Here is a 20,058-nt window from a genome sequence, read left to right on the forward strand (position 1 = left end):
CACCGGAAGTACCCCAGCAGTGCCGCGGACGGCGGCCGGACAGGATCAACTGCCCGGCCGCCGTTCGGCGTTCGGATGCCACGCGACCGCCGGAGCCCGCCCGGGACGCTCTGGTCCAGACCTATTGCCACTGCTGCCCCGGCTCTTTACCCTCCTATGACAGAGGACCTCCGCGGCACCCCGACGGCCCGGCACCTCGGCCCGCGGCCGTCCCCGACGGCCCGGGCGCGCATCACCCTTGCACCTGGCACCTCCCCCCACAGGTAGGGGAGCCCGCCCGTCCGGCCACGGCCCGGGCGCGCTCCCGGACAGGAGCCCTTCATGCGCAGACGTCGGTCCCGGCTGCCCCTGCTCGCCGCGGGAAGCCTCATCGCCCCGCTCATCGCCCTCGCGCTGCCCGCCACCTCGGCGCACGCGGCCTCCGCCACCGCCACCTTCGCCAAGGACCAGGACTGGGGCTCCGGTTACGGCGGCAGCTACACCATCAACAACGGCACCTCCACCGCCATCAACGGCTGGACCCTGGAGTTCGACCTGCCGAGCGGCAACAGCGTCGCCTCGCTGTGGAACGCCACGTACACCGTCGCCAGCTCGCACGTCACGGTGAAGAACCCGGGCTGGCAGCCGGTCATCGCGCCCGGGGCCTCGTACAACTTCGGCTTCAACATCGCCTACTCGGGCGCCTACCAGCCGCTCGCCAACTGCAAGCTGAACGGCCAGCCCTGCGCCGGCGCGCCCTCGGACACCACCGCGCCGAGCGTGCCGGGCGGCCTGCAGGGCGCCCTGGCTGGCGGCAACGGAGCGGCGCTCTCCTGGACGGCCAGCACCGACAACGTCGGGGTCGCCGGGTACGACGTGTTCGACGGCGCCGCCAAGGCCGCCACCGTCACCGGCACCTCGGCCACCGTCACCGGCCTGTCGGCGGGCGCGCACCCCTTCACCGTGGTCGCCTTCGACGCGGCCGGGAACCGTTCGGCCGCCGCCGGCCCGGTCACCGTCACCGTGCCCACCCCGCCGGCCGACAACCAGCCGCCCACCGCGCCCGGTACCCCGGCCGTCACCGGGACCACCTCCGGCTCGGTCTCCCTGAGCTGGGCCGCCGCCACCGACAACGTCGGCGTCACCGCGTACGACGTCTACAACGGCGCCGCCGTGGCGAGGACCGTCACCGGCACCACCGCCACCGTCGACGGCCTGGCGCCGGACACCCCGTACACCTTCACCGTGAAGGCCCGGGACGCCGCGGGCAACACCTCCCCGGCCTCCGCGCCGGTGAGCGCGCGGACCCAGCCCGACACCGGCACCCCCGGCGGCGGGCTGAAGATCGGCTACTTCACGCAGTGGAGCATCTACGCCCGCGGCTACAGCGTGAAGCAGCTGGACACCTCCGGGACGGCGGCGAAGCTCACCACGCTGAACTACGCCTTCGCCAACATCCACCCGACCACCAAGCAGTGCTTCATCACCAACAAGGCCGCCGGCAACGACTCCGACCCCAACGCGGGCGACGGCGCCGGTGACGCCTGGGCCGACTTCGGCCGCGGCTGGGACGCGGGCACCTCGGTGGCCGGCACCACCGACACCTGGGACCAGAAGCTGGCGGGCAACTTCAACCAGCTCAAGCAGCTCAAGGCGAAGTACCCGAACCTGAAGATGCAGATCTCGATCGGCGGCTGGTCCTACAGCAAGTGGTTCTCGGACGCCGCCGCCACCGATGCCTCGCGCAAGGCGCTGGTCAGCTCCTGCATCGACATGTACATCAAGGGCAACCTGCCGGTGATCGACGGCCGGGGCGGCGCGGGCTCGGCGGCCGGCATCTTCGACGGCATCGACCTGGACTGGGAGTGGCCCAACTCCGACGGCCACCTCGGCAACATCTACAAGCCCGCCGACAAGGCCAACTACACCCTGCTGGCGCAGGAGTTCCGCCGCCAGCTGGACGCGCTGGGCGCCACCACCGGCAAGCACTACACGCTGAGCGCCTTCCTGCCGGCCGACCCGCTGAAGGTCTCCGCGGGCATCGACATCCCCGGCCTGTTCGGCGCGTTCGACTTCGCCACCATCCAGGGCTACGACTACCACGGCGGCTGGGAGACCGTCACCAACCAGCAGTCCGCGATCAAGCTCGCGGCGGGCGACCCGAGCCCGGCGAACCAGAAGTTCAGCTCGGAGATCGCCATCAACGCCTACGTCAGCGGCGGGGCCCCGAAGAGCAAGCTCACCCTGGGCATCCCGTTCTACGGCCGCGGCTGGACGGGCGTGCCGCGCGGCACCACCAACGGCCTGTTCCAGACCGCCACCGGCCCCGGCCCCGGCACCTACGAGCCCGGGTACGAGGACTACCACAAGCTCAAGGACATGGCCACGAGCGGCGGTTACACCATCTACCGGGACCCGGTGGCCGGCTTCTCGTACATCTACAACGGCACCGTGCTCTACACCTACGACGACCCGACCGAGATCGCCCGCAAGACCGCCTGGATCAAGTCCCAGGGGCTGGCCGGCGCGATGGTCTGGTCCTTCGACGGTGACACCGCCAACGGGGAGCTGATGACCGCGGTCAGCAACGGCCTGAAGTAGCCCGGACCACGGCGGCCCGAGCGGCCCGCGTCACGCGCGGCGTGCCAGATGGACGACGTCCGGCACGCCGCGCACCACGTCGATCTCCAGCGTCCGGACCCCGGTGAACCCGGCCGCCGCCAGCGCCCGTTCGAAGGACGCGGACGGCTGGGCGCTCCACACCGCCAGCACCCCGCCCTCGGTGAGCCTGCCGTACGCGGCGGCCAGCCCGGCCGGGCCGTAGAGGCCGGAGTTGGCCTCGGTGACCGTCCAGTCGGGGCCGTTGTCGATGTCCAGGCAGAGCGCGTCGAAGCGCTCCCCCGGCCCGGCCAGGTACGCCAGCAGGTCGGTGGGCAGCACCTCCACCCGCGGATCGGCCAGCGCCCCGGCCGAGAACGCACCCAGCGGACCGCTGCGGTGCCAGTCGATGACGGCGCTCTCCCGCTCGACCACGGCGATCCGCCGCCAGCACGGTTCGGCGGCGGCGTACGCCAGCGAGAAACCCACCCCGAGACCACCGATCAGCACCGACGGGCGGGCCCCCCGCGCCGCGCCGCCCAGCTCGTCCAGGGCCGCCTGCACCAGCAGCCGCTCCGAGCGGCCGTCGGCGGTGTCCATCAGGAAGCAGCCGTTGGCGATGATCTCGAAGTGCTCGCCGCGCTGCCGCAGCACCACCTCCCCGTACGGACCGTCCCGCCGGTCGAGCGTGGCGGGGGTCTGCCGGCCGTCCCGGCTGGGCAGTTCGGGCATGGTACGGATTCCTCCGGGCTGGGGCGGCTTCCTCACCGACGGGCATCGGTCGTGGCCGATCAGCCGACTCTAACCGAGCGGGCGCCGCGGGCTCAGCGGATTTCCCCCCGCCGCACGGCCCGGCAGCGGACGCCGTCAGGTGGTGAGCAGCACCCCGGCGTACGAGACTCCGGCGACCACCACCCAGGAGGCCAGCCCGAGTGCGGCGACCCGGCCGCCGGTACGGGCCAGGGTGGGCAGGTGGACCGCGCTGCCGAGGCCGAACAGGGCTGCGGCGAGCAGGAGTTCCTGCGCCTGCTGGGCGCCCTCCAACAGGCCGTCGGGCAGCGTCAGGACGCTGCGCACCACGACCACCAGCAGGAAGCCCGCCACGAACAGCGGGACCACCGGCGGCCGGCGCGCGGCCTTCGTCCCCGCCCGCTGCCCTTCGGTGCGCCGCCGCTCGCGCAGGGCGAGTCCGACGCCCGCCACCAGCGGGGCCAGCAGCGCCACCCGCATCAGCTTCACCAGGACCGCCTCGCGCAGCGCGAGCGGGCCGCCGGTCTGCGCGGTGGCGACCACCTGGCCGACGTCGTGCACGCTGGCGCCGACCCAGCGGCCGAAGCCGGTCGGGTCCAGGCCGAGCGGCTGGTGCAGCAACGGGAGGACGGCGATGGCCAGGGTGCCGCAGAGCGTGACCAGGGTGACCGAGGTGGCGGCGTCCTCCTCGTTGCTGCCGGCCGCCTCGCCGACCGCGCCGATCGCGGAGGCCCCGCAGATCGAGTACCCGGCCGCGACCAGCAGCGGCTGGTCGCCGGGCAGGCCGAGGCGTCGGCCCAGCCACAGCGTGCCGGTGAAGGTGGCGGCGACCACCGCGAGCACCATCGCGACGGTGGCCCAGCCGAGGCCGAGCACGTCGTGCAGGCTGAGTTTGCAGCCGAGCAGCACGATGCCTATCCGCATCAGCCGCCGCCCGGCGAGCGAGAGTCCGGGCCGGGCGGCGCCGCGGACCAGCCCGCGCAGGCCCGGCAGGTGGGCGGCGGCGACACCGAGGGCGACGGCGGCGGTGAGCCGGGGAACGGCGGGCACCGCGGCGTGCACGCCCCAGGCGGTGGCCACGCCGAGGGCGGCCAGGGCGAGGCCGGGGCCGTTGCGGCGGAAGGCCGGGGGCGCGGTGACGGGGCGGGCCGTGGCGCGCAGGGTCAGTGCCACGGTGCGCTCAGACCTCGCCGGCGGGGAGACGGTAGACCCGGCGGATGCTGCTGCCCAGGCGGGCCAGGTCGGCGCCGTAGACGTGCAGCGAGATCGCGGTCGAGCCACCGGAGTTGCGGACCAGGTGGATGTCGCCGGGCGGGGCGAAGCCGCAGACCTCGCCCTGCCGGTTGACCACGTCCTCGGTGGGCACCAGCCGGGCGGTGCGGCCGTCGGAGACCAGCCGGTAGCGGCGCTCGCTCTCCTCGCCGAGGTGGACACCGGTGGTGCACCAGGAGAGGTGGTCGTGGATCGGGGTCTGCTGGCCGGGCAGCCAGACCAGGGCCACCACGGAGAAGCTGCCGTCGGTCTCGGCGTGCAGCAGGTGCTGGCGGTAGCGGTCCGGGTCGCCCTCGCAGTGCTCGGGGCCGAGCAGGTCCGGCGCCCCCAGGTGCGGGGCGATGCGTTCACCGACCAGGTAGGCCGTCAGGTCGGGGGGCAGGCCGCGCTCGACGGTCTCCCGGATCTCCTCGACGAGGCCGCTCATGCGCCGGGTACAGGCGGCGGTGACTGCCCTGGGTGCGGTGGTTGTCATGCTGGCAGGGTCGGACCGGACGACCCATCACGTCCAAGGAGGGATTCTTGGCGAACTCCCCCTTCCCGCTTATGGGTGGGCCGCCGTGGGCGGGCCGACACGAGCGGGCCGGCGTGCGTGGGCCGGCCCGGCGGCGCCCTGCGCAGCGACGTTCAGCAACGGCATTCAGCAGCCGGAGCGGGCGGCGGCCGCCCGCCGGAGCTCCTCGACCACCACCGCGGTGGCGGGCACCCGCAGGTGCTCGCGCAGCACGTACGCGCAGACCCGGCGGAACTGGTGCGGCTCGACCAGCCGGCCGGTGACCTTCTGGTGGCACATGAAGGCCAGCACCAGCGAGGGCATCAGCGCGATGCCGACCCCGGCGGCGACCAGGCTCTGCACGGCGAGGTTGTCGTCGGTGGTGAACACCACGTCCGGAGCGTAGCCCTGGTCCGCGCAGATCTGCAGCAGATTGGCCCGGCAGCGCGGGCAGCCGGCGATCCAGCGGTCCTCGGTGAGGTCGGCCAGGCGCACCGCGTGCCGCCGGGCCAGCGGGTGGCCGACCGGGAGCAGGACGGTGAGCCGGTCCTCCAGCAGGGGAATCTCGGCGAGTTCGTCCGGGACCGGGACGCTCCCCGCGCCGGCGTAGCTGAAGGAGAGGGCGACGTCGCACTCGCCGCGCAGCAGCCGCTGCACCGACTCGGGCGGTTCCGCCTCGGTCAGCTCGACCCGGACGCCCGGGTGCTCGGCCAGCAGCCGGGCCATGGTCTCGGGGATCAGGGTCGCGTTGGCGCTGGGGAAGCCGCAGATCCTGACCCGCCCGGCCCGCAGCCGGGCGAGCGCGCCGAGTTGCTGCTGGGCCGCGGCGAGCGAACCGAGGATGGTCCCGGCGTGCCGGGCCAGCGCCTCGCCGGCCTCGGTCAGCCGCAGGCCACGTCCGGCCCGGGTGAACAGCGGGACGCCCGCGGTGCGCTCCAGCGCCTTCATCTGCTGGGTGACGGCGGGCTGGGTGTAACCGAGCTCGCGGGCCGCGGCGGAGTACGAGCCGCTGGTGACCACCTGGTGAAAGGTCTTGATGTGCCGTGAGTCGAACACCCCTCAATGATAAGCAGATTTTGGGGTATCGAGGTCAGGTCCCCTCAGTCGCTTTGACATCACCCGTCACGGACCCGGCAGCCCCCACCGGCGGTCACCGTCGGCCGTCACCACCGGCGGTCACCGTCGGCCGTCACCCGTCACCCGTCACCCGTCGGCCGTCACCGGTCGCGCCGGCCCTTGGCCAGCCATCCCACCGCCGCGCCGGCCAGCAGCGTCGCCGCCAGCGCGATCCACAGCGGGGCCGTCACCGTGAACACCCAGAACTGGATCTTCACCCGCTCCAGGTTGGCGAACAGGAACCAGACCGCCAGGATGACGATCACCACGATGGCGATCACCCTGGTCGGAACACCCGCGATCTCACCGCGCTTGTTGGCCCCCGAGGGGCCGTCGGAAATCTTGGTCACCCCCGCAGTCTGCGCCGCACCCGCCCGGGCCGCCCGCCGACTCCTCACCCGACGTCAGCGCTCGTCCCGCCAGGACCGCCACAGCGCCGCGTACGGCCCCTCGGCCGCCACCAGCTCGGGATGGCTGCCGTACTCGCTGATCCGGCCCTGCTCGACCACCGCGATCACATCCGCGTCGTGCGCGGTGTGCAGCCGGTGCGCGATGGCGATCACCGTCCGGCCGTCCAGCACCCTGGCCAGCGAGCGCTCCAGGTGCCGGGCGGCCCGCGGGTCCAGCAGCGAGGTGGCCTCGTCCAGCACCAGGGTGTGCGGGTCGGCCAGCACCAGGCGGGCCAGCGCCAGTTGCTGCGCCTGCGCCGGGGTCAGCGCGGTCCCGCCCGAGCCGACCTCGGTGTCCAGCCCGGCGGGCAGCGCGTCGGCCCACTCGACCGCGTCCACCGCGGCCAGCGCGGCGCGCAGCTCGGTGTCGTCCGCCTCCGGACGGGCCAGGCGCAGGTTGTCCCGCAGCGTGCCGACGAACACGTGGTGCTCCTGGTTGACCAGCGCCACCTGGGTGCGGACCCGCTCGGCCGGCATCCTGGACAGCTGCGCCCCGCCGAGCGTGACGGTCCCCCGGCCGGGGGCGTAGATCCCGGCCAGCAGCCGGCCCAGCGTCGACTTGCCCGCCCCGGACGGGCCGACCAGCGCGACCCGGCTGCCGGGCGCCACGTCCAGGCTGATGCCGTGCAGCACGTCGGCGCCCTCCCGGTAGCCGAACCCGACCTCCTGCGCCGTCACCCGCAGCCCGTCCGGGTGCGCGCCCTCGTCGGTGTCCGGGTCCGGTACCTCGCGCACCCCGACCAGCCGGGCCAGCGAGGCCTGGCCGACCTGCAGTTCGTCGTACCAGCGCAGGATCATGTCCACCGGGTGGGTGAGCGCCTGCGCGTACAGCACGCCCGCGGTGAGCTGGCCGACGCCGATCCAGCCGTTCAGCGCGTACAGCCCGCCGAGCACCAGGGTGCCCAGCATCGCCAGCGCGTACGTCGCCTCCACGGTCGGGAACCAGGTGACCCGCAGCCAGAGCGTGTACCGCTCCCAGGCCAGCCACTCCCGGATCTTCCGGTCGGTCAGCGTGACCCGCTCCTCGCCGAGGCGCAGCGCCTCCACCGTCCGCCCGGCGTCCACCGTCTCGGCCAGCACGGTGTTGACGGCCGCGTACCCGGCGGACTCCGAGCGGTACGACTGCGGGGCGCGGCGGAAGTACCAGCGGGAGGAGGCCAGCAGCAGCGGCAGGCCGATCAGCGCGCTGACCGCCAGCAGCGGCGAGGTGAGCACCAGCGCCCCGGCGACCAGTACCAGCGAGACCACCGCGACGGCCAGCTCCGGCACCGCCTCGCGGACCGACTTGGCGAGCCGGTCGACGTCGGTGGTGCCGCGGGAGACCAGGTCGCCGGTGCCGGCCCGCTCCAGGACGCCCGGCGGCAGCGCCACCGAGCGGACCAGGAAGTCCTCCCGCAGGTCGGCCAGCACCTCCTCGCCGAGCACCCCGCCGCGCAGCCGCGACATCCCGGTGAACGCGGACTGCACCACCAGCGCCGCCAGGTACCAGCCGACCGCGGCCAGCACCTCGCCCTCGGCGGTGCCCGTGCCGAGCGACTCCACCAGCGATCCCAGCACCCACGGCCCGACCAGCCCCGCCAGGGTGGCGACGGTGTGCAGCAGCACCACCCCGGCCAGTCCCGAGCGGTGCCGGCGGGCCATCAGCCGCACGTACCCGCGGACCGCGGCCGGCGAGCCGACCGGCAGCATGGTGGCCGGTCCGCTCTCCTCGACGACGGGCGGCTTCATACCGGCTCCTTCACGGGTCGGTCCCCGGTCACCGGGGTGTCGTCCTCGCGGGTGACCACCGCGCGGTAGTGCGGGTCGGCGGCGAGCAGCTCGCGGTGCCGGCCGGTGGCGGCGACCCGGCCGTCGCGCACCAGGACCACGGTCTCGGCGCGGTCCAGCAGCAGCGGGCTGGTCGCGAGGATCACGGTGGTGTGTCCGGCGCGCAGGCCGGCGAGCGCCGCCGCGATCCGCGACTCGGTGTGCGCGTCGACCGCGCTGGTCGGCTCGTCGAGCACCAGCACCGGCGGGTCGGCCACCAGCGAGCGCGCCAGCGCCAGCCGTTGGCGCTGGCCGCCGGACAGGGAGCGGCCGCGCTCGGTGATCCGGGCCGCCATGGCGTCCCCGGCGCACTCGGGCGAGCCGTCCACCAGGGCGTCCAGCACGTCCCCGGCCTGGGCCGCGGCCAGTGCCTCGGCGGCCGTCACCCGGCCGGAGCGCGGGACGTCGAGCAGGTCGGCGAGGCTGCCGGAGAGCAGCACCGGCTCCTTGTCGTGCACCAGGACGGCGGCCCGGGCGGCGGCCAGCGGGACCTCGTCCAGGACCGTCCCGCCGAGCCGGACCCCCGGCTCCGCCGGCCGGCCCGCGGCTGGCGGCAGGTGGCCGCCGAGCCGGGCCGCCAGCTCACCGGCGAGGTCCGGGTCGCCGCAGACCACGGCGGTCAGCCGGCCGGCCCGGGCGGTCAGCCCGGTGACCGGGTCGTACAGGTCGCCGTGGCCGGGGCGGGTGAGCGCGGCCGCCGCCGTGCCTCCGGTGCCCTCGGGGCAGCCCCTGGCCAGGGCGAGCACCCGGGTGGCCCGCCCGGCGGAGACCCGGGCGACGCTGTAGGCGTGCGCGGCCTCGCCGAGGATCCGCAGCGGGGCGGCCAGGAAGGCGGTCGCGCCGTACACGGCGACCAGCTGGCCGATCCCGATCCGGCCGGTCACCGCGAGGTGGGCGCCGTACCAGGTGACCCCGACCACGAACAGGCCGGGCAGCAGGACCTGCTGGGCCTGCATCAGGGCCCAGATCCGGCTGGCCCGCACCGCGGCGGCCCGCACCCGCTGGGAGGCGGCCCGGTAGCGCTCCAGGAACAGCTCCTCGCCGCCGATGCCGCGCAGCACCCGCAGTCCGGCGACGGTGTCGGCGGCCAGCTCGGTGGCCTTGCCGCCGAGCGCCCGCTGTTCGTCGTAGCGGCGCTCGAACGGGCCGAGCAGCGGCCAGACGGCCACCGCGAGGACCGGGACGCCGAGCAGCACGGCCGCGCCCAGCAGCGGCTGCTGCACCAGCACGACCAGGCTGACCCCGAGCCAGACCAGGACGGCGGCCCGGACCCGGGCGACCAGCTCCACGTACCAGCCGATCTTCTCGACGTCGCCGCTGCTGACGGCGACGATCTCGCCGGTGGCGATCGAGCGGGACAGCCCGGCGCCCAGGTGGGAGGCCTGGCGGGCGACCAGCTGGCGCAGCTGCGAGGCGGCGGTGATCCAGTTCCACACCGCCTGGCGGTGCAGCAGGACGCAGCCGGCGGTCTGCAGGACGGACAGCACGAGGGCGAGGGCGCCGGCCCGCCACAGTCCGGCCCGGTCGTGCTCGACGACGGCCTGGATGCCCAGTCCGAGGGCGGTGGGCAGGGCGGCCATGCCGCCCAGCTCCAGCACGCCCCACCAGGTGGCGAGCAGTTGGCCGCGGCGCTGGCTGCGGCGCAGCCAGCGCAGGAAGGCGGTGGGGGTGGAGAGGTCGGGGGTACCCGGGTCCGGCATGGGCAGGGGTTCGAGCGGCATGACGCTCCGATTGCGCTGTGCTGACAGGGGCTACGCGGCGGGCTGCCGGGTCTTCGCGGCAGCCCGCCGGGGCCGTGCTCCGGCTGGCGGGCGCGGCGACGCGCCCCGGTTCGCGGACGTGCCGGGGCGGAGCTCGGGGGCTGGGGGCTGGGGTCTCGTCAGGACGTCATGGGCACCGAGCGTGCCGGTCCGGTGTGACGTACGCAACAGGTTTTCCGGTCCGGACGGTGCGGTTCCGGGCTGCGGGGCCCCGGACCCGCGGACCGGTTCACCGGATCCGGTGAAATCCGGCCCGACGGGAATCATCCGCCGCCCCCGGGAGTTCGCCAATCACGGAATCATTGGACGACCAGAGGGGCACCCCTTCTCGTGAGCACCATCCCCAGCGTCACCCTGAACAACGGCGCGGTGATCCCGCAGCTCGGCTTCGGTGTCTGGCAGGTCCTGGACGCGGAGGCCACGCCGGCCGTGCGCGCCGCCATCGAGGCGGGCTACCGCTCGATCGACACAGCCGCGATCTACGAGAACGAGGTCGGCACCGGCCGGGCCGTCGCGGAGGCCGGCGTGCCCCGCGAGGAGCTGTTCATCACCACCAAGCTGTGGAACTCGGGCACCCGCGACTGGTCGGGTGCGGCCGGGCGGGCCGCCGTCCGGCAGGAGTTCGAGGCGTCGCTCGAGAAGCTGGGCCTGGACTACCTCGACCTGTACCTGATCCACTGGCCGCGCCCGATGCACGGCACCTTCCTGAACGTGTGGGAGGCGGTCGCCGGGCTGCTCGACGACGGCCGGGTCAAGTCGGTCGGCGTCTCCAACTTCGGCGTCCCGCAGCTCGAGACGCTGATCAAGGAGAGCTCGGTGGTGCCGGTGCTCAACCAGGTCGAGCTGCACCCGTACTTCCCGCAGCAGGAGCTGCGCGACTTCCAGGCCCAGCACGGCATCGCGACCGAGGCCTGGAGCCCGCTGGGCCAGGGCGGCGAGCTGCTGTCGGAGCCCGCCCTGGTGAAGATCGCCGAGAAGCACGGCCGCACGGTCGCGCAGGTGGTGCTCCGCTGGCACCTGCAGAGCGGCGTGATCGCGATCCCGAAGTCCGTGACCCCCTCGCGGATCCGGGAGAACCTCGCGGTGACCGGCTTCGAGCTGGACGCCGAGGACCTGGCCGCGATCGGCACCGTGCAGACCGGCGTGCGGATCGGCCCGGACCCGCAGGGGTTCGACTGGAACTGACCCCCCGGCTCCGCACCCGGGCGGTCCAAGCCTGATGGGCCGTCACCCACGCAGGAGTGACGGCCCATCAGGCGCCCTGGCGAATCGTTACGGCGATCCGCGGTCGAGATCGAGGAGAACCGGCTACAGCCGGGCCGCCTTGGCCAGCAGGGCCATCGCCGGCTCGTGCTCGTCCGCGTCGAGCGGGGCGAGCAGCAGCTGCTGGACCTCGCGCACGCCCGCCGCCGAGCGGTGCAAGAGGTCCTGGCCGTCCGGCGAGAGCGAGAGCAGGTTGCGCCGGCCGTCCGAGGGGTCACGGCGCCGCAGCACCAGGCCCCGGCGCACCAGCCGGCTGACCATCTCCGCCATGGTCGCCTTGTCGAGCGAGGCCAGCTCGCCGACGGTCCGCTGGTCCGCGCCCGGCTCGGTCTCCAGCGCGTCGAGCACCGCGTACTGCGGAGCCGTCAGCTCGGAGCCGACCTTCTCGGACCAGAGCTTGGTGTGCACCTGCTGTGCCACCCGGATCAGATAGCCGATCGCCCGCTGGGCGTCCAGCATCGGCCGGGCGTCGGTCATGACGGCGACCGCCGCAGGCTCCAGCCTGGCTATCTTCGACATCACCCGGACGATCTCGAGCTGCTCGTCGGGGTTGAGCGGTTCGAACAGCGTGCGCTGCACGCGGACCACGCCGCCGGTGGCCTCGCGCACGGCCTGCGCGCCGTTCTGCGAGAGGGCCAGCAGCTTGCGCCGGCCGTCGGCCGGATCGCGGCGGCGGAGCACCAGGCCGCGCCGCACCAGGCGGGCGACCATCTCGGCCATCGTGGCCTTGTCGAGCGAGGCCCGCTCGCCCACCGTGCGCTGGTCGGCGCCCGGTTCGAGGGCCAGTACGAGCAGCACGGCGAACTGCGGAGCCGTCAGCTCGGTACCGACGAATTCGGACCACAAGCGGGTGTGTACCTGCTGGGCCACGCGGATGAGGTGGCCGGGCGACTGCTGCAGTCGGCCGGTCACGCGGGTTGTCGGGATCTCCCCCAGCACCATGAAATCCGTCCCGGTGTCACGCCCGGTGTGTGTGGGACACCCGAGCGGGGCAGTAACGGCGAGTGAGCATCCCGCTGTGATGGAAGGCACGCCAGCCGTGCAGCCGGTGGCTGCTGGCGCACACTATACAAACGGTCGGCCTGTGCTGGCAGGCAGGGGCCAATAGTAGACGCATGTTCGGTGAAGTTGGCATATTTCCCCGGCCTGTCGGGGTCGTGTCAGACGGTGGTTCACCCGCTCGGATCCGAGCCGCCCTCACCCTCCGTCACCTGCGGCGCTGCCCTCTGGCCCGGAATACTACTCGCCGGTAAGGTGGCCGCGCACACGCAGCGCCACCATCCCCCGCCCCGGCCCCGGCCCGGACGGAGCACCCGGGGGAGGCCGCCGTCAACGCTCCGGCCTCGCCCGTCACCCCACCGAGAGAGACGAGTACGAGCATGACCGAGCAGATCACCAGGGTCGCGATCGTGACCGGCGCGGCCCGCGGCATCGGCGCCGCCACCGCCCTGCGGCTGGCAGCGGACGGCTACGCGGTCGCGGTGGTCGACCTCGCCGAGGAGGCGGCCGGGGAGACCGTGGAGCGGATCACCGCCGCGGGCGGCCGCGCGCTGGCGGTGGGCGCCGACGTCTCGGACGCCGGCCAGGTGCAGGCCGCCGTCGACCGGATCGCCGAGGAGCTGGGCGCCCCGGTGGTGCTGGTCAACAACGCCGGCGTGCTCCGCGACAACCTGCTGTTCAAGATGTCCGAATCCGACTGGGACACCGTGATGGACGTCCACCTCAAGGGCGCCTTCCTGATGACCCGCGCGGTCCAGAAGCACATGGTGGACGCCGGATTCGGCCGGATCGTGAACCTCTCCTCCTCCTCCGCCCAGGGCAACCGCGGCCAGGCCAACTACTCCACCGCCAAGGCCGGCCTGCAGGGCTTCACCAAGACCCTGGCGATCGAGCTGGGCAAGTTCGGCATCACCGCCAACGCGGTCGCGCCGGGCTTCATCGCCACCGACATGACGGCCGCCACCGCGGCCCGGGTGGGCATGGAGTTCGAGGACTTCAAGGCCGCCGCGGCCACCCAGATCCCGGTCGGCCGGGTCGGCGTCCCCGAGGACATCGCCAACACGATCTCCTTCCTGACCGGCGAGGGCGCCGGCTTCGTCTCCGGCCAGGTCATCTACGTGGCCGGCGGCCCGCTCGACTGAGCACCCCGGCCGGCCGGCGGAGGTCGCGACACGCCGGGCGGCTCGCCGTGCGGGCGGCGGGCCGGAAGGTCCACACTCGAGGGGAGGCCGGTCGCCCGCCCGGCGGCCTGCCGACACCCTCTCCCCGGAGGCCTTACATGTCCGAACCCAGTGACGTCGACTCCATGCCGACCCCGGACCACCTGCTGCACACCGGCGCCGAGAACCCCGTCGACCCCGAGGACCTGGTGCGCGCCTCGGGCCGCGAACCCACCCCGGAGCTGATCGAGAAGGCCCGTCAGGATCTGGCCAAGTACGGCGCCGCGGCAGTGGAGCGGCTGCTGCCCTGACCGGCACCGGTCCGGCACCCGTCCGGCACCCGTTGTGCACCTGAGGCCCCGCAGCGATGCGGGGCCTCAGGCATGTCCGGACATGGACACTTCACGTCAGAACTGTGGTCAAGCGCCTTGGGCTGCGCTATACCTGCTCACAGTTGCTCAATACTGCACTGTGAGAGGTGATTATGCGCAAATCCGTGCACCACCCGCTCATACGGCCGGCCGCTCTGGCCCTCGCCGCCGCACTGACCCTCACCGCCGCCGGCCTCAGCACCGCACTCGCCCCCACCGCGGCGGCGGCCGTCACCAGCGCGGGCGCCGTCACCGCGTTCAGCGCCGACGGCGCCGTCTACTCGATCTCCGCGGGCACCGCGCGGGCCCGGGTCAGCTTCACCACCGACCGGGTCTTCCGGATCGAGCTGGCCCCGAACGGCACCTTCACCGACCCCACCGGCAGCGACATCGTCCTCCCGCAGGGCGCACCGCCGGCCACCACCTGGCGGGACGCCGGCGACCGGTACGAGATCTCCACCGCCGCGGTGACCCTGCGGGTCTACAAGTCGGCGCTGCGGTTCGCGCTGTACAGGGCCGACGGCAGCGCGGTGTGGTCCGAGTCCAAGCCGCTCAGCTGGGACGGCAAGGCCACCACCCAGACGCTGGCCCGGGGCGCCGCCGAGCAGTTCTTCGGCGCCGGCGAGCAGAACGGCTCGTTCACCTACCGCGGCCGGACCGTCCAGGTCGGCCAGGACACCAACTGGAACGAGGGCGGCCACCCCAACTCGGTGCCGTTCTACCTCTCCTCGGCCGGCTACGGCGTCTTCCGCAACACCTACGCCCCCGGCACCTACGCCTTCACCGACCCGGTCGCCACCACCGAGCAGGAACTGCGCTTCGACGCCTACTACTTCACCGGCCCGAGCACCAAGGACGTGATCGGCCAGTACACCTCGCTCACCGGAAAGCCCTTCCTGCCGCCGGTGTACGGCCTGGAGATGGGCGACTCCGACTGCTACCTGCACAACGCCAACCGCGGCGAGCGGCACACCCTGGACGCGCTCGCCGTCGCCGACGGCTACCGGGCCAACGACATGCCGAACGGCTGGATGCTGGTCAACGACGGCTACGGCTGCGGCTACGAGAACCTCGCCCAGACCGCCCAGGGCCTCCAGCAGCGCAAGATGCAGCTGGGCCTGTGGACCGAGAACGGCCTCTCCCAGCTCGCCGACCAGGTGAAGGCCGGCCAGCGGATCGCCAAGCTGGACGTCGCCTGGGTGGGCTCCGGCTACAAGTTCGCCCTCGACGGCTGCAAGGCCGCCTACCGGGGCATCGAGGACAACAGCGACGCCCGCGGCTTCACCTGGGCCCCGGAGAGCTGGTCCGGCGCGCAGCGCTGCGGGGTGCAGTGGAGCGGCGACCAGTCCGGCAGCTGGGACTACATCCGCTGGCAGATCCCCACCTACGCCGGCGCGACCATGTCGGGCATGGCGTACAACAGCGGCGACGTGGACGGGATCTTCGGCGGCAGCGCCAAGACCTACACCCGCGACCTGCAGTGGAAGTCCTTCCTGCCGGCCATCATGTCGATGGACGGCTGGGCGCCCAGCGACAAGCAGCCCTACCGGTACGGGGACCCGTACACCGCGATCAACCGCAAGTACCTCAAGCTCAAGGAGTCGCTGCTCCCCTACATGTACAGCTACGCCGCCGAGGCGACCCGCACCGGCGTCGGCCCGGTCCGGCCGCTGGCGCTGGAGTACCCGGACGACCCGGTGACCGCGACGGACGCGGTGAAGTACGAGTTCCTCAGCGGTGAGGACTTCCTGGTCGCGCCGGTGTACTCGGACACCTCGGTGCGGGACGGCATCTACCTGCCCAAGGGCACCTGGGTGGACTACTGGACCGGCCGCACCTACCAGGGCCCGACCACCGTCAACGGCTACCAGGCGCCGCTGGACACCCTGCCGCTGTTCGTCAAGGCGGGTGCGGCCGTCCCGATGTGGCCGGGCGTCAGCTCGTACCTCGACCGCACCGCCGCCTCGCCGCTGGCCTGGGACGTCTACCCGCAGGGCCACGGCTCCTTCACCCTGTACGAGGACGACGGCGTGACCCGGCAGCACCGCAGCGGGAAGTCCGCGACCCAGACCGCCACGGTGGACGCCCCGGCGAGCGGCGCCGGCCAGGTGCGGATCGACGTCGGCGCCAGCGTCGGCGACTTCACCGGCAAGCAGGCCGCCCGCCCGTACGCCTTCACCGTGCACTCCACCACCGCGCCCACCCGGGTCGCGCTGGGCGGCCGGGCGCTGCCGCAGCAGGCCTCCAAGGCCGCGTTCGACGCGGCGGCCGAGGGCTGGTGGTACGACCCGGCGGACCGTGCCGGGGTGGTGAACGTGAAGACCGCGGCGCTCTCCACCGGGTCCGCGTTCCAACTGGTGCTGGACGGTGCGAGCGCGGTCGGGGGCGCCACCACGCCGCCCGACCCGGGCGGACCGCGGGCCGACAGCTGGGCGAGCGACCTGCCCTGGGTCAGCTCGGTGAACGGCTGGGGCCCCGCCGAGCGGGACCGCAGCAACGGCGAGCAGGGGGCCGCGGACGGCGGGCCGATCACGCTGAACGGCACCGTGCACCAGAAGGGGATCGGCGCGCACGCCGCCTCCGACATCGAGTTCCTGACCGGCGGCCACTGCTCCTCCTTCACCGCCTCGGTCGGGATCGACGACGAGATCAGCGGCTACGGGGACGTCACCTTCTCGGTCCGGGCGGACGGGGTCACCCGGTGGACCTCGCCGACCCTGGGGTCCTCGTCGGCGCCGCTGGCGGTCGACGTCCCGCTCGGCGGCGCGCAGCGGGTGGAGCTGGTGGTGACCAGCGTCGGCACCGCCACCGGTGACCACGGCGACTGGGGTTCGGCCCGCTTCCACTGCTCCTGACCGGGCGGCGGCCGTCCCCTACCAGGGGCGGCCGCCGTACGGCCACACGGTCCCCATTTTTCGGCCATTCCCGGGTGGTGACGTGAAATCAATGGGAGATTCCTCCACCGCTCGGCACCCCAGGGCCCGCGGAGGGACACCCACGCACATTTACAGTATCATCACACCTTTCTGACCAGCGGATTTCCGGCAATCGCCGGAGCGCTCCGCCGGGCCCGGGTAATCTCTGGTGCGTGCCAGCCAGAATTGAATCCACCGACTCCGAATATGCCTCCGCCCAGGACGGATCCGCCACCGAGTCGGGATGGCCGCCGATCAGCAGACGGCACGCCATGGTGTTCGCTCTCACCGGCATCGGCTACCTGCTCGTGGTGGTCGGAATTCTCTGCGACACCCCGCTGGTCGACCTCGACTGGGCGTTCAAGCAGCTGCGGCCGTACCGCCGCTGGCCCGAGCTGGAGCCCTTCCTGGACGTCTGGGTGGTGGCCGGCCAGCGCGGCCCCACCGCCATCGCCGCCTGCCTGTGGCTCGGCTGGCGCTCGCACCGCACCGGGACGCTGCGCCCGCTGCTGGTGATGGGCCTGGCCCTGCTGCTGCTCAACGTCACCGTGGGCAGCGTCAAGATCGTCACCGGTCGGCTCGGCCCGCACTACGCCCACTACGTGGGCTCCCCCGAACTCTTCTCGGGCGGCAACATCTTCCCCTCCGGGCACACCGCCAACGCGGTGGTCACCTGGGGCGTACTCGCCTACCTGGCCACCCGGCTGCGGCGCACCGGCGCGGTGCTGGCCGGCGCGACCGCCGTGTCGATCGGCCTGACCACGGTCTACCTGGGCACCCACTGGCTCTCGGACGTGCTGGCCGGCTGGGCCGCCGGACTGCTGGTGCTGCTGGTGCTGCCGCCGGCCGAGCCCCTGATCGCCGCCGTCGACGCCCGGATCACCGCCCGCCGCGGACGCCGCCGGGCCGCCACCGGGCCCGCCGGACCGCCGCCGGCCGCCGACCCCGGGCCGCGCGCCGCCACCCGCGTCCCGTTCCCGGCCCAGCGGTCGGTCACCGGGTCCGCCCCGTGCCAGGCCGCCGCCCCGGCCCGGCGTCCGGGCGAGGGCCCCGCCCGGCGCTCAGCCCTGCCAGGCCCGCTCCACCACGCCGTCCCGCACCAGGAGGTTGAGCCGGTCCGGACGGTACTCCAGGGTGATCAACGCCCCCGGCGCCAGCTCCCGGACGGTCTCCACCCCCAGGCGGACAGCCAGTTCCCTGGCCCGTTCGACCGGCAGGCCCACGTACTGCGCGGTGTCGGACATCAGCGTCCCCCTTGCCTCGCGTCCTACCCTGGAAGGGTAGACCGACCCGGATCCGAGGCGACCGCCGATGCGTCCAGCGAAGACCCCGAAGGTCTGGCGGAGCGGCACCGAGCCCGCCACCGCCCGGAGTGACCTGAAACTGCGCTTCCTCCTGTCGGTGCTGTTCACCCCGCTGTTCGCCCTGCTGACGGCCGGCTTCGCGGTCTGGGCCGCCCGGGCCACCGCCACCGACAATCCCAGCCAGGCGCTGCTCACCGTCTTCGCCGTGGTCTGCGGGCTGCTCACGCTCTTCGCCGTGGTGGACCTGGTGGTGGTGGTCCGCCGCCGGCGCACCGAGCTCTGACCTCCCGCGGCCGCCGCGGTCCCGGTGGCCTCAGCGGCCGGACGGAGCGTCACCGGGCCCGCTGTCAAGGGCTACCGCAGCGGACGCGAGCATGACACCGTACGGGCATGCGTCTTCGAGCCACCCTGCTGGCCTGTACGGCCGCCGCCGCCCTCACCCTCTCCGCCTGCTCCGGCTCCGGCTCCGGCAGCACCGCCGCCGGGACGGCACCGAGCACCGCCGCGCCCTCCGCCGCGCCCTCCGCCGCCGGCTCCCCCTCCGGTGCCGTCGCGCCGTCCGAGCCCGCCCCGCAGGGGTCGTCGGACGCACCCGAGGCGTCCAAGCCCGCGCCCCCGGCCGACGCCGGGCTGCCGCCCGCCCCCGACGCCGCGGCCACCGCGAAGCTGGTCGCCGCCCTGGACGCGATCGACCCCGACATCGTCGCGGGCAAGCCGGAGAAGGCCGTCGAAGCCGCCCGCAACCAGTGCCAGGCCATCTTCAGCTTCCCCAAGGACCGGCAGAAGCTGATCGACCTGACCAACCAGCGCTTCACCTCCGCCAAGCACCCCGAGGGCTTCGGCGCGCAGAAGGCGGAGCAGATCCTCACCGCCCTCCAGGCCGACCTCTGCCCGGCGCCCCGCTGACCCGGCCGCAATCGGGGGCCGGCCGGCAGCATCCGGAGCCGGCCGGCCGCACCTCAGCCTCAGCCGCGGCCGGCCCGGGCCGGGTCCGACCGTTTCCGCCGGGCGCCCAGCGCCGCGCGCCGATCCGCCGCCGATCCGCCGCAGACGGTCAGACCCGGCCCAGACCCTCCGGCGCCGGCCGGTGCAGCTGGGGTGAGCGCGAGTAGACCAGCGCGGTCAGCGCCACCGCGCTCCCCACCCCCAGCAGCACCACACCGAGGCCGAGCGGCAGCGCCACCGCCCCCAGCAGACCGCCGACGAGCATCCCGAGGACGGTCGCCAGCCGCTGCAGCCTGGTCAGGCTGCCCGGCGTACCGGCGGTCCGGGCCGAGGGCGGCGAGGCGAGGTCGGCGACCAGCTTGACCAGGGTGGTCTGCGCCAGGGTGGTGGGCATCTCCGGGATCCCGGCCTGCAGGATGACCCGGCTGCGCCACCCCATCGCGAAGGTGAGCAGCACGAACACGGTCGTGGCGTGGCTCCCCTGCAGCGTCCCGCCGTGGCCGGCCGTGGCGACGGCGTAGCCGCCGCCGGCCAGCAGCAGGGCGGACTCCACCGACATGCCCACCACGAACCACCGCCGCCGCCGGGCCAGCCGCCGGCTGACCATGAGGTGCGCGGCGGCCGCCCCGGCCACGAAGCCCGCGAGGGCGAGCGCCGGGCGGCCGATCGGCAGTCCCTCGGAGCCGCCGATGCCGAAGGCGAGCAGCAGAAGGTTCCCGGTGGCGAGCGCGGCGAAGGCGTGCCCGAGCCCGAGGAAGCTGACCGCGTCGACCATGCCGCTGGTGACGGTGAGCGCGGTCAGCACGCCGGTGACCCGGACCTCGATCCGATCGGCCATCCCATCCCTCACCACCGGGCCGCCGAACGGCCTCCGACCT

The 20,058-nt window shown here is 73.8% G+C and carries 17 protein-coding genes and 1 pseudogene; 8 read left to right on the forward strand and 10 right to left on the reverse strand.

The genetic code is table 11. From position 1 onward, the window contains the following. Positions 1-321: 321 nt before the first annotated feature. Positions 322-2,580 carry a glycosyl hydrolase family 18 protein gene (locus tag AC2TEW_RS08595; protein WP_484622752.1) on the forward strand — a complete coding sequence of 753 codons (2,259 nt, stop codon included), beginning with the start codon at positions 322-324 and terminating at the stop codon, positions 2,578-2,580. Positions 2,581-2,610: 30 nt separating this feature from the next. Here AC2TEW_RS08595 and AC2TEW_RS08600 read toward each other — a convergent pair whose 3' ends face one another. The 7 genes from AC2TEW_RS08600 to AC2TEW_RS08630 form a co-directional block, all read right to left on the reverse strand. After that, positions 2,611-3,309 carry a spermidine synthase family protein gene (locus tag AC2TEW_RS08600; RefSeq protein WP_484622753.1) on the reverse strand — a complete coding sequence of 233 codons (699 nt, stop codon included), beginning with the start codon at positions 3,307-3,309 and terminating at the stop codon, positions 2,611-2,613. A gap of 135 nt (positions 3,310-3,444) precedes the next feature. After that, entirely contained in the window at positions 3,445-4,494 is a 1,050-nt protein-coding gene (locus tag AC2TEW_RS08605) for a YeiH family protein (protein WP_484623001.1), read from the reverse strand. Between the two features lie 13 nt (positions 4,495-4,507). Beyond that, positions 4,508-5,074 carry a cysteine dioxygenase family protein gene (locus AC2TEW_RS08610; RefSeq protein ID WP_484622754.1) on the reverse strand — a complete coding sequence of 189 codons (567 nt, stop codon included), beginning with the start codon at positions 5,072-5,074 and terminating at the stop codon, positions 4,508-4,510. 165 nt (positions 5,075-5,239) lie between these two features. Then, positions 5,240-6,148: a LysR family transcriptional regulator gene (locus AC2TEW_RS08615; RefSeq protein ID WP_033820506.1), complete on the reverse strand. Its 909-nt coding sequence runs from the start codon at positions 6,146-6,148 to the stop codon at positions 5,240-5,242. Positions 6,149-6,309: 161 nt separating this feature from the next. Further along, positions 6,310-6,558, reverse strand: coding sequence for a lipopolysaccharide assembly protein LapA domain-containing protein (locus AC2TEW_RS08620; protein ID WP_484622755.1), 249 nt, complete (start codon positions 6,556-6,558; stop codon positions 6,310-6,312). A gap of 54 nt (positions 6,559-6,612) precedes the next feature. Next, positions 6,613-8,385, reverse strand: coding sequence for an ABC transporter ATP-binding protein (locus AC2TEW_RS08625; RefSeq protein WP_484622756.1), 1,773 nt, complete (start codon positions 8,383-8,385; stop codon positions 6,613-6,615). Next, positions 8,382-10,184, reverse strand: a complete 1,803-nt coding sequence (locus AC2TEW_RS08630; protein ID WP_484622757.1) for an ABC transporter transmembrane domain-containing protein — start codon at positions 10,182-10,184, stop codon at positions 8,382-8,384. Before AC2TEW_RS08630 ends, AC2TEW_RS08625 begins: the two co-directional genes overlap by 4 nt. 369 nt (positions 10,185-10,553) lie before the next feature. Between AC2TEW_RS08630 and AC2TEW_RS08635 the strand changes: the two genes are divergently transcribed. Beyond that, positions 10,554-11,408, forward strand: a complete 855-nt coding sequence (locus tag AC2TEW_RS08635) for an aldo/keto reductase (RefSeq protein WP_484622758.1) — start codon at positions 10,554-10,556, stop codon at positions 11,406-11,408. Between the two features lie 123 nt (positions 11,409-11,531). On the opposite strand, the gene AC2TEW_RS08640 is transcribed toward AC2TEW_RS08635, so the two are convergent. Continuing rightward, on the reverse strand, positions 11,532-12,332 hold the full coding sequence (locus AC2TEW_RS08640; RefSeq protein WP_484622759.1) for a MarR family winged helix-turn-helix transcriptional regulator: 801 nt from the start codon (positions 12,330-12,332) through the stop codon (positions 11,532-11,534). 533 nt (positions 12,333-12,865) lie between these two features. Here AC2TEW_RS08640 and fabG point away from each other — a divergent pair. The 4 genes and pseudogenes from fabG to AC2TEW_RS08660 all read left to right on the forward strand — a co-directional run. Continuing rightward, entirely contained in the window at positions 12,866-13,627 is a 762-nt protein-coding gene (gene fabG, locus AC2TEW_RS08645) for a 3-oxoacyl-ACP reductase FabG (protein WP_484622760.1), read from the forward strand. 137 nt (positions 13,628-13,764) lie between these two features. Beyond that, the gene (locus AC2TEW_RS08650; RefSeq protein ID WP_484622761.1) at positions 13,765-13,956 is read left to right on the forward strand and encodes a hypothetical protein; all 192 of its coding nucleotides are present in this window, start codon (positions 13,765-13,767) and stop codon (positions 13,954-13,956) included. 185 nt (positions 13,957-14,141) lie between these two features. Further along, positions 14,142-16,871, forward strand: coding sequence for an NPCBM/NEW2 domain-containing protein (locus tag AC2TEW_RS08655; protein WP_498041431.1), 2,730 nt, complete (start codon positions 14,142-14,144; stop codon positions 16,869-16,871). A gap of 575 nt (positions 16,872-17,446) precedes the next feature. Then, positions 17,447-17,710 (forward strand): annotated as a pseudogene (locus tag AC2TEW_RS08660) (phosphatase PAP2 family protein); the annotation flags it as partial. Positions 17,711-17,992: 282 nt separating this feature from the next. Here the strand turns inward: AC2TEW_RS08660 and AC2TEW_RS08665 are convergent. Beyond that, positions 17,993-18,175, reverse strand: a complete 183-nt coding sequence (locus AC2TEW_RS08665; protein WP_484623003.1) for an I78 family peptidase inhibitor — start codon at positions 18,173-18,175, stop codon at positions 17,993-17,995. Between the two features lie 67 nt (positions 18,176-18,242). Here AC2TEW_RS08665 and AC2TEW_RS08670 point away from each other — a divergent pair, with 67 nt between their 5' ends. Further along, positions 18,243-18,518 carry a DUF6343 family protein gene (locus AC2TEW_RS08670; protein WP_484622762.1) on the forward strand — a complete coding sequence of 92 codons (276 nt, stop codon included), beginning with the start codon at positions 18,243-18,245 and terminating at the stop codon, positions 18,516-18,518. Positions 18,519-18,625: 107 nt separating this feature from the next. Then, entirely contained in the window at positions 18,626-19,141 is a 516-nt protein-coding gene (locus AC2TEW_RS08675; protein ID WP_484622763.1) for a hypothetical protein, read from the forward strand. 148 nt (positions 19,142-19,289) lie between these two features. On the opposite strand, the gene AC2TEW_RS08680 is transcribed toward AC2TEW_RS08675, so the two are convergent. Then, positions 19,290-20,018 carry a DUF1275 family protein gene (locus tag AC2TEW_RS08680; protein WP_484622764.1) on the reverse strand — a complete coding sequence of 243 codons (729 nt, stop codon included), beginning with the start codon at positions 20,016-20,018 and terminating at the stop codon, positions 19,290-19,292. Positions 20,019-20,058: the final 40 nt, after the last annotated feature.

It is taken from the genome of Kitasatospora sp. NEAU-CNBT7, assembly GCF_057220535.1.

Coding starts and splice junctions, on each gene's coding strand:
- AC2TEW_RS08650 (WP_484622761.1), top strand. CDS start 13,765: ATGTCCGAACCCAGTGACGTCGACTCCATGCCGACCCCGGACCACCTG.
- AC2TEW_RS08675 (WP_484622763.1), top strand. CDS start 18,626: ATGCGTCTTCGAGCCACCCTGCTGGCCTGTACGGCCGCCGCCGCCCTC.
- AC2TEW_RS08625 (WP_484622756.1), bottom strand. CDS start 8,385: ATGAAGCCGCCCGTCGTCGAGGAGAGCGGACCGGCCACCATGCTGCCG.
- AC2TEW_RS08670 (WP_484622762.1), top strand. CDS start 18,243: ATGCGTCCAGCGAAGACCCCGAAGGTCTGGCGGAGCGGCACCGAGCCC.
- AC2TEW_RS08630 (WP_484622757.1), bottom strand. CDS start 10,184: ATGCCGCTCGAACCCCTGCCCATGCCGGACCCGGGTACCCCCGACCTC.
- AC2TEW_RS08665 (WP_484623003.1), bottom strand. CDS start 18,175: ATGTCCGACACCGCGCAGTACGTGGGCCTGCCGGTCGAACGGGCCAGG.
- AC2TEW_RS08595 (WP_484622752.1), top strand. CDS start 322: ATGCGCAGACGTCGGTCCCGGCTGCCCCTGCTCGCCGCGGGAAGCCTC.
- AC2TEW_RS08680 (WP_484622764.1), bottom strand. CDS start 20,018: ATGGCCGATCGGATCGAGGTCCGGGTCACCGGCGTGCTGACCGCGCTC.
- AC2TEW_RS08610 (WP_484622754.1), bottom strand. CDS start 5,074: ATGACAACCACCGCACCCAGGGCAGTCACCGCCGCCTGTACCCGGCGC.
- AC2TEW_RS08600 (WP_484622753.1), bottom strand. CDS start 3,309: ATGCCCGAACTGCCCAGCCGGGACGGCCGGCAGACCCCCGCCACGCTC.
- fabG (WP_484622760.1), top strand. CDS start 12,866: ATGACCGAGCAGATCACCAGGGTCGCGATCGTGACCGGCGCGGCCCGC.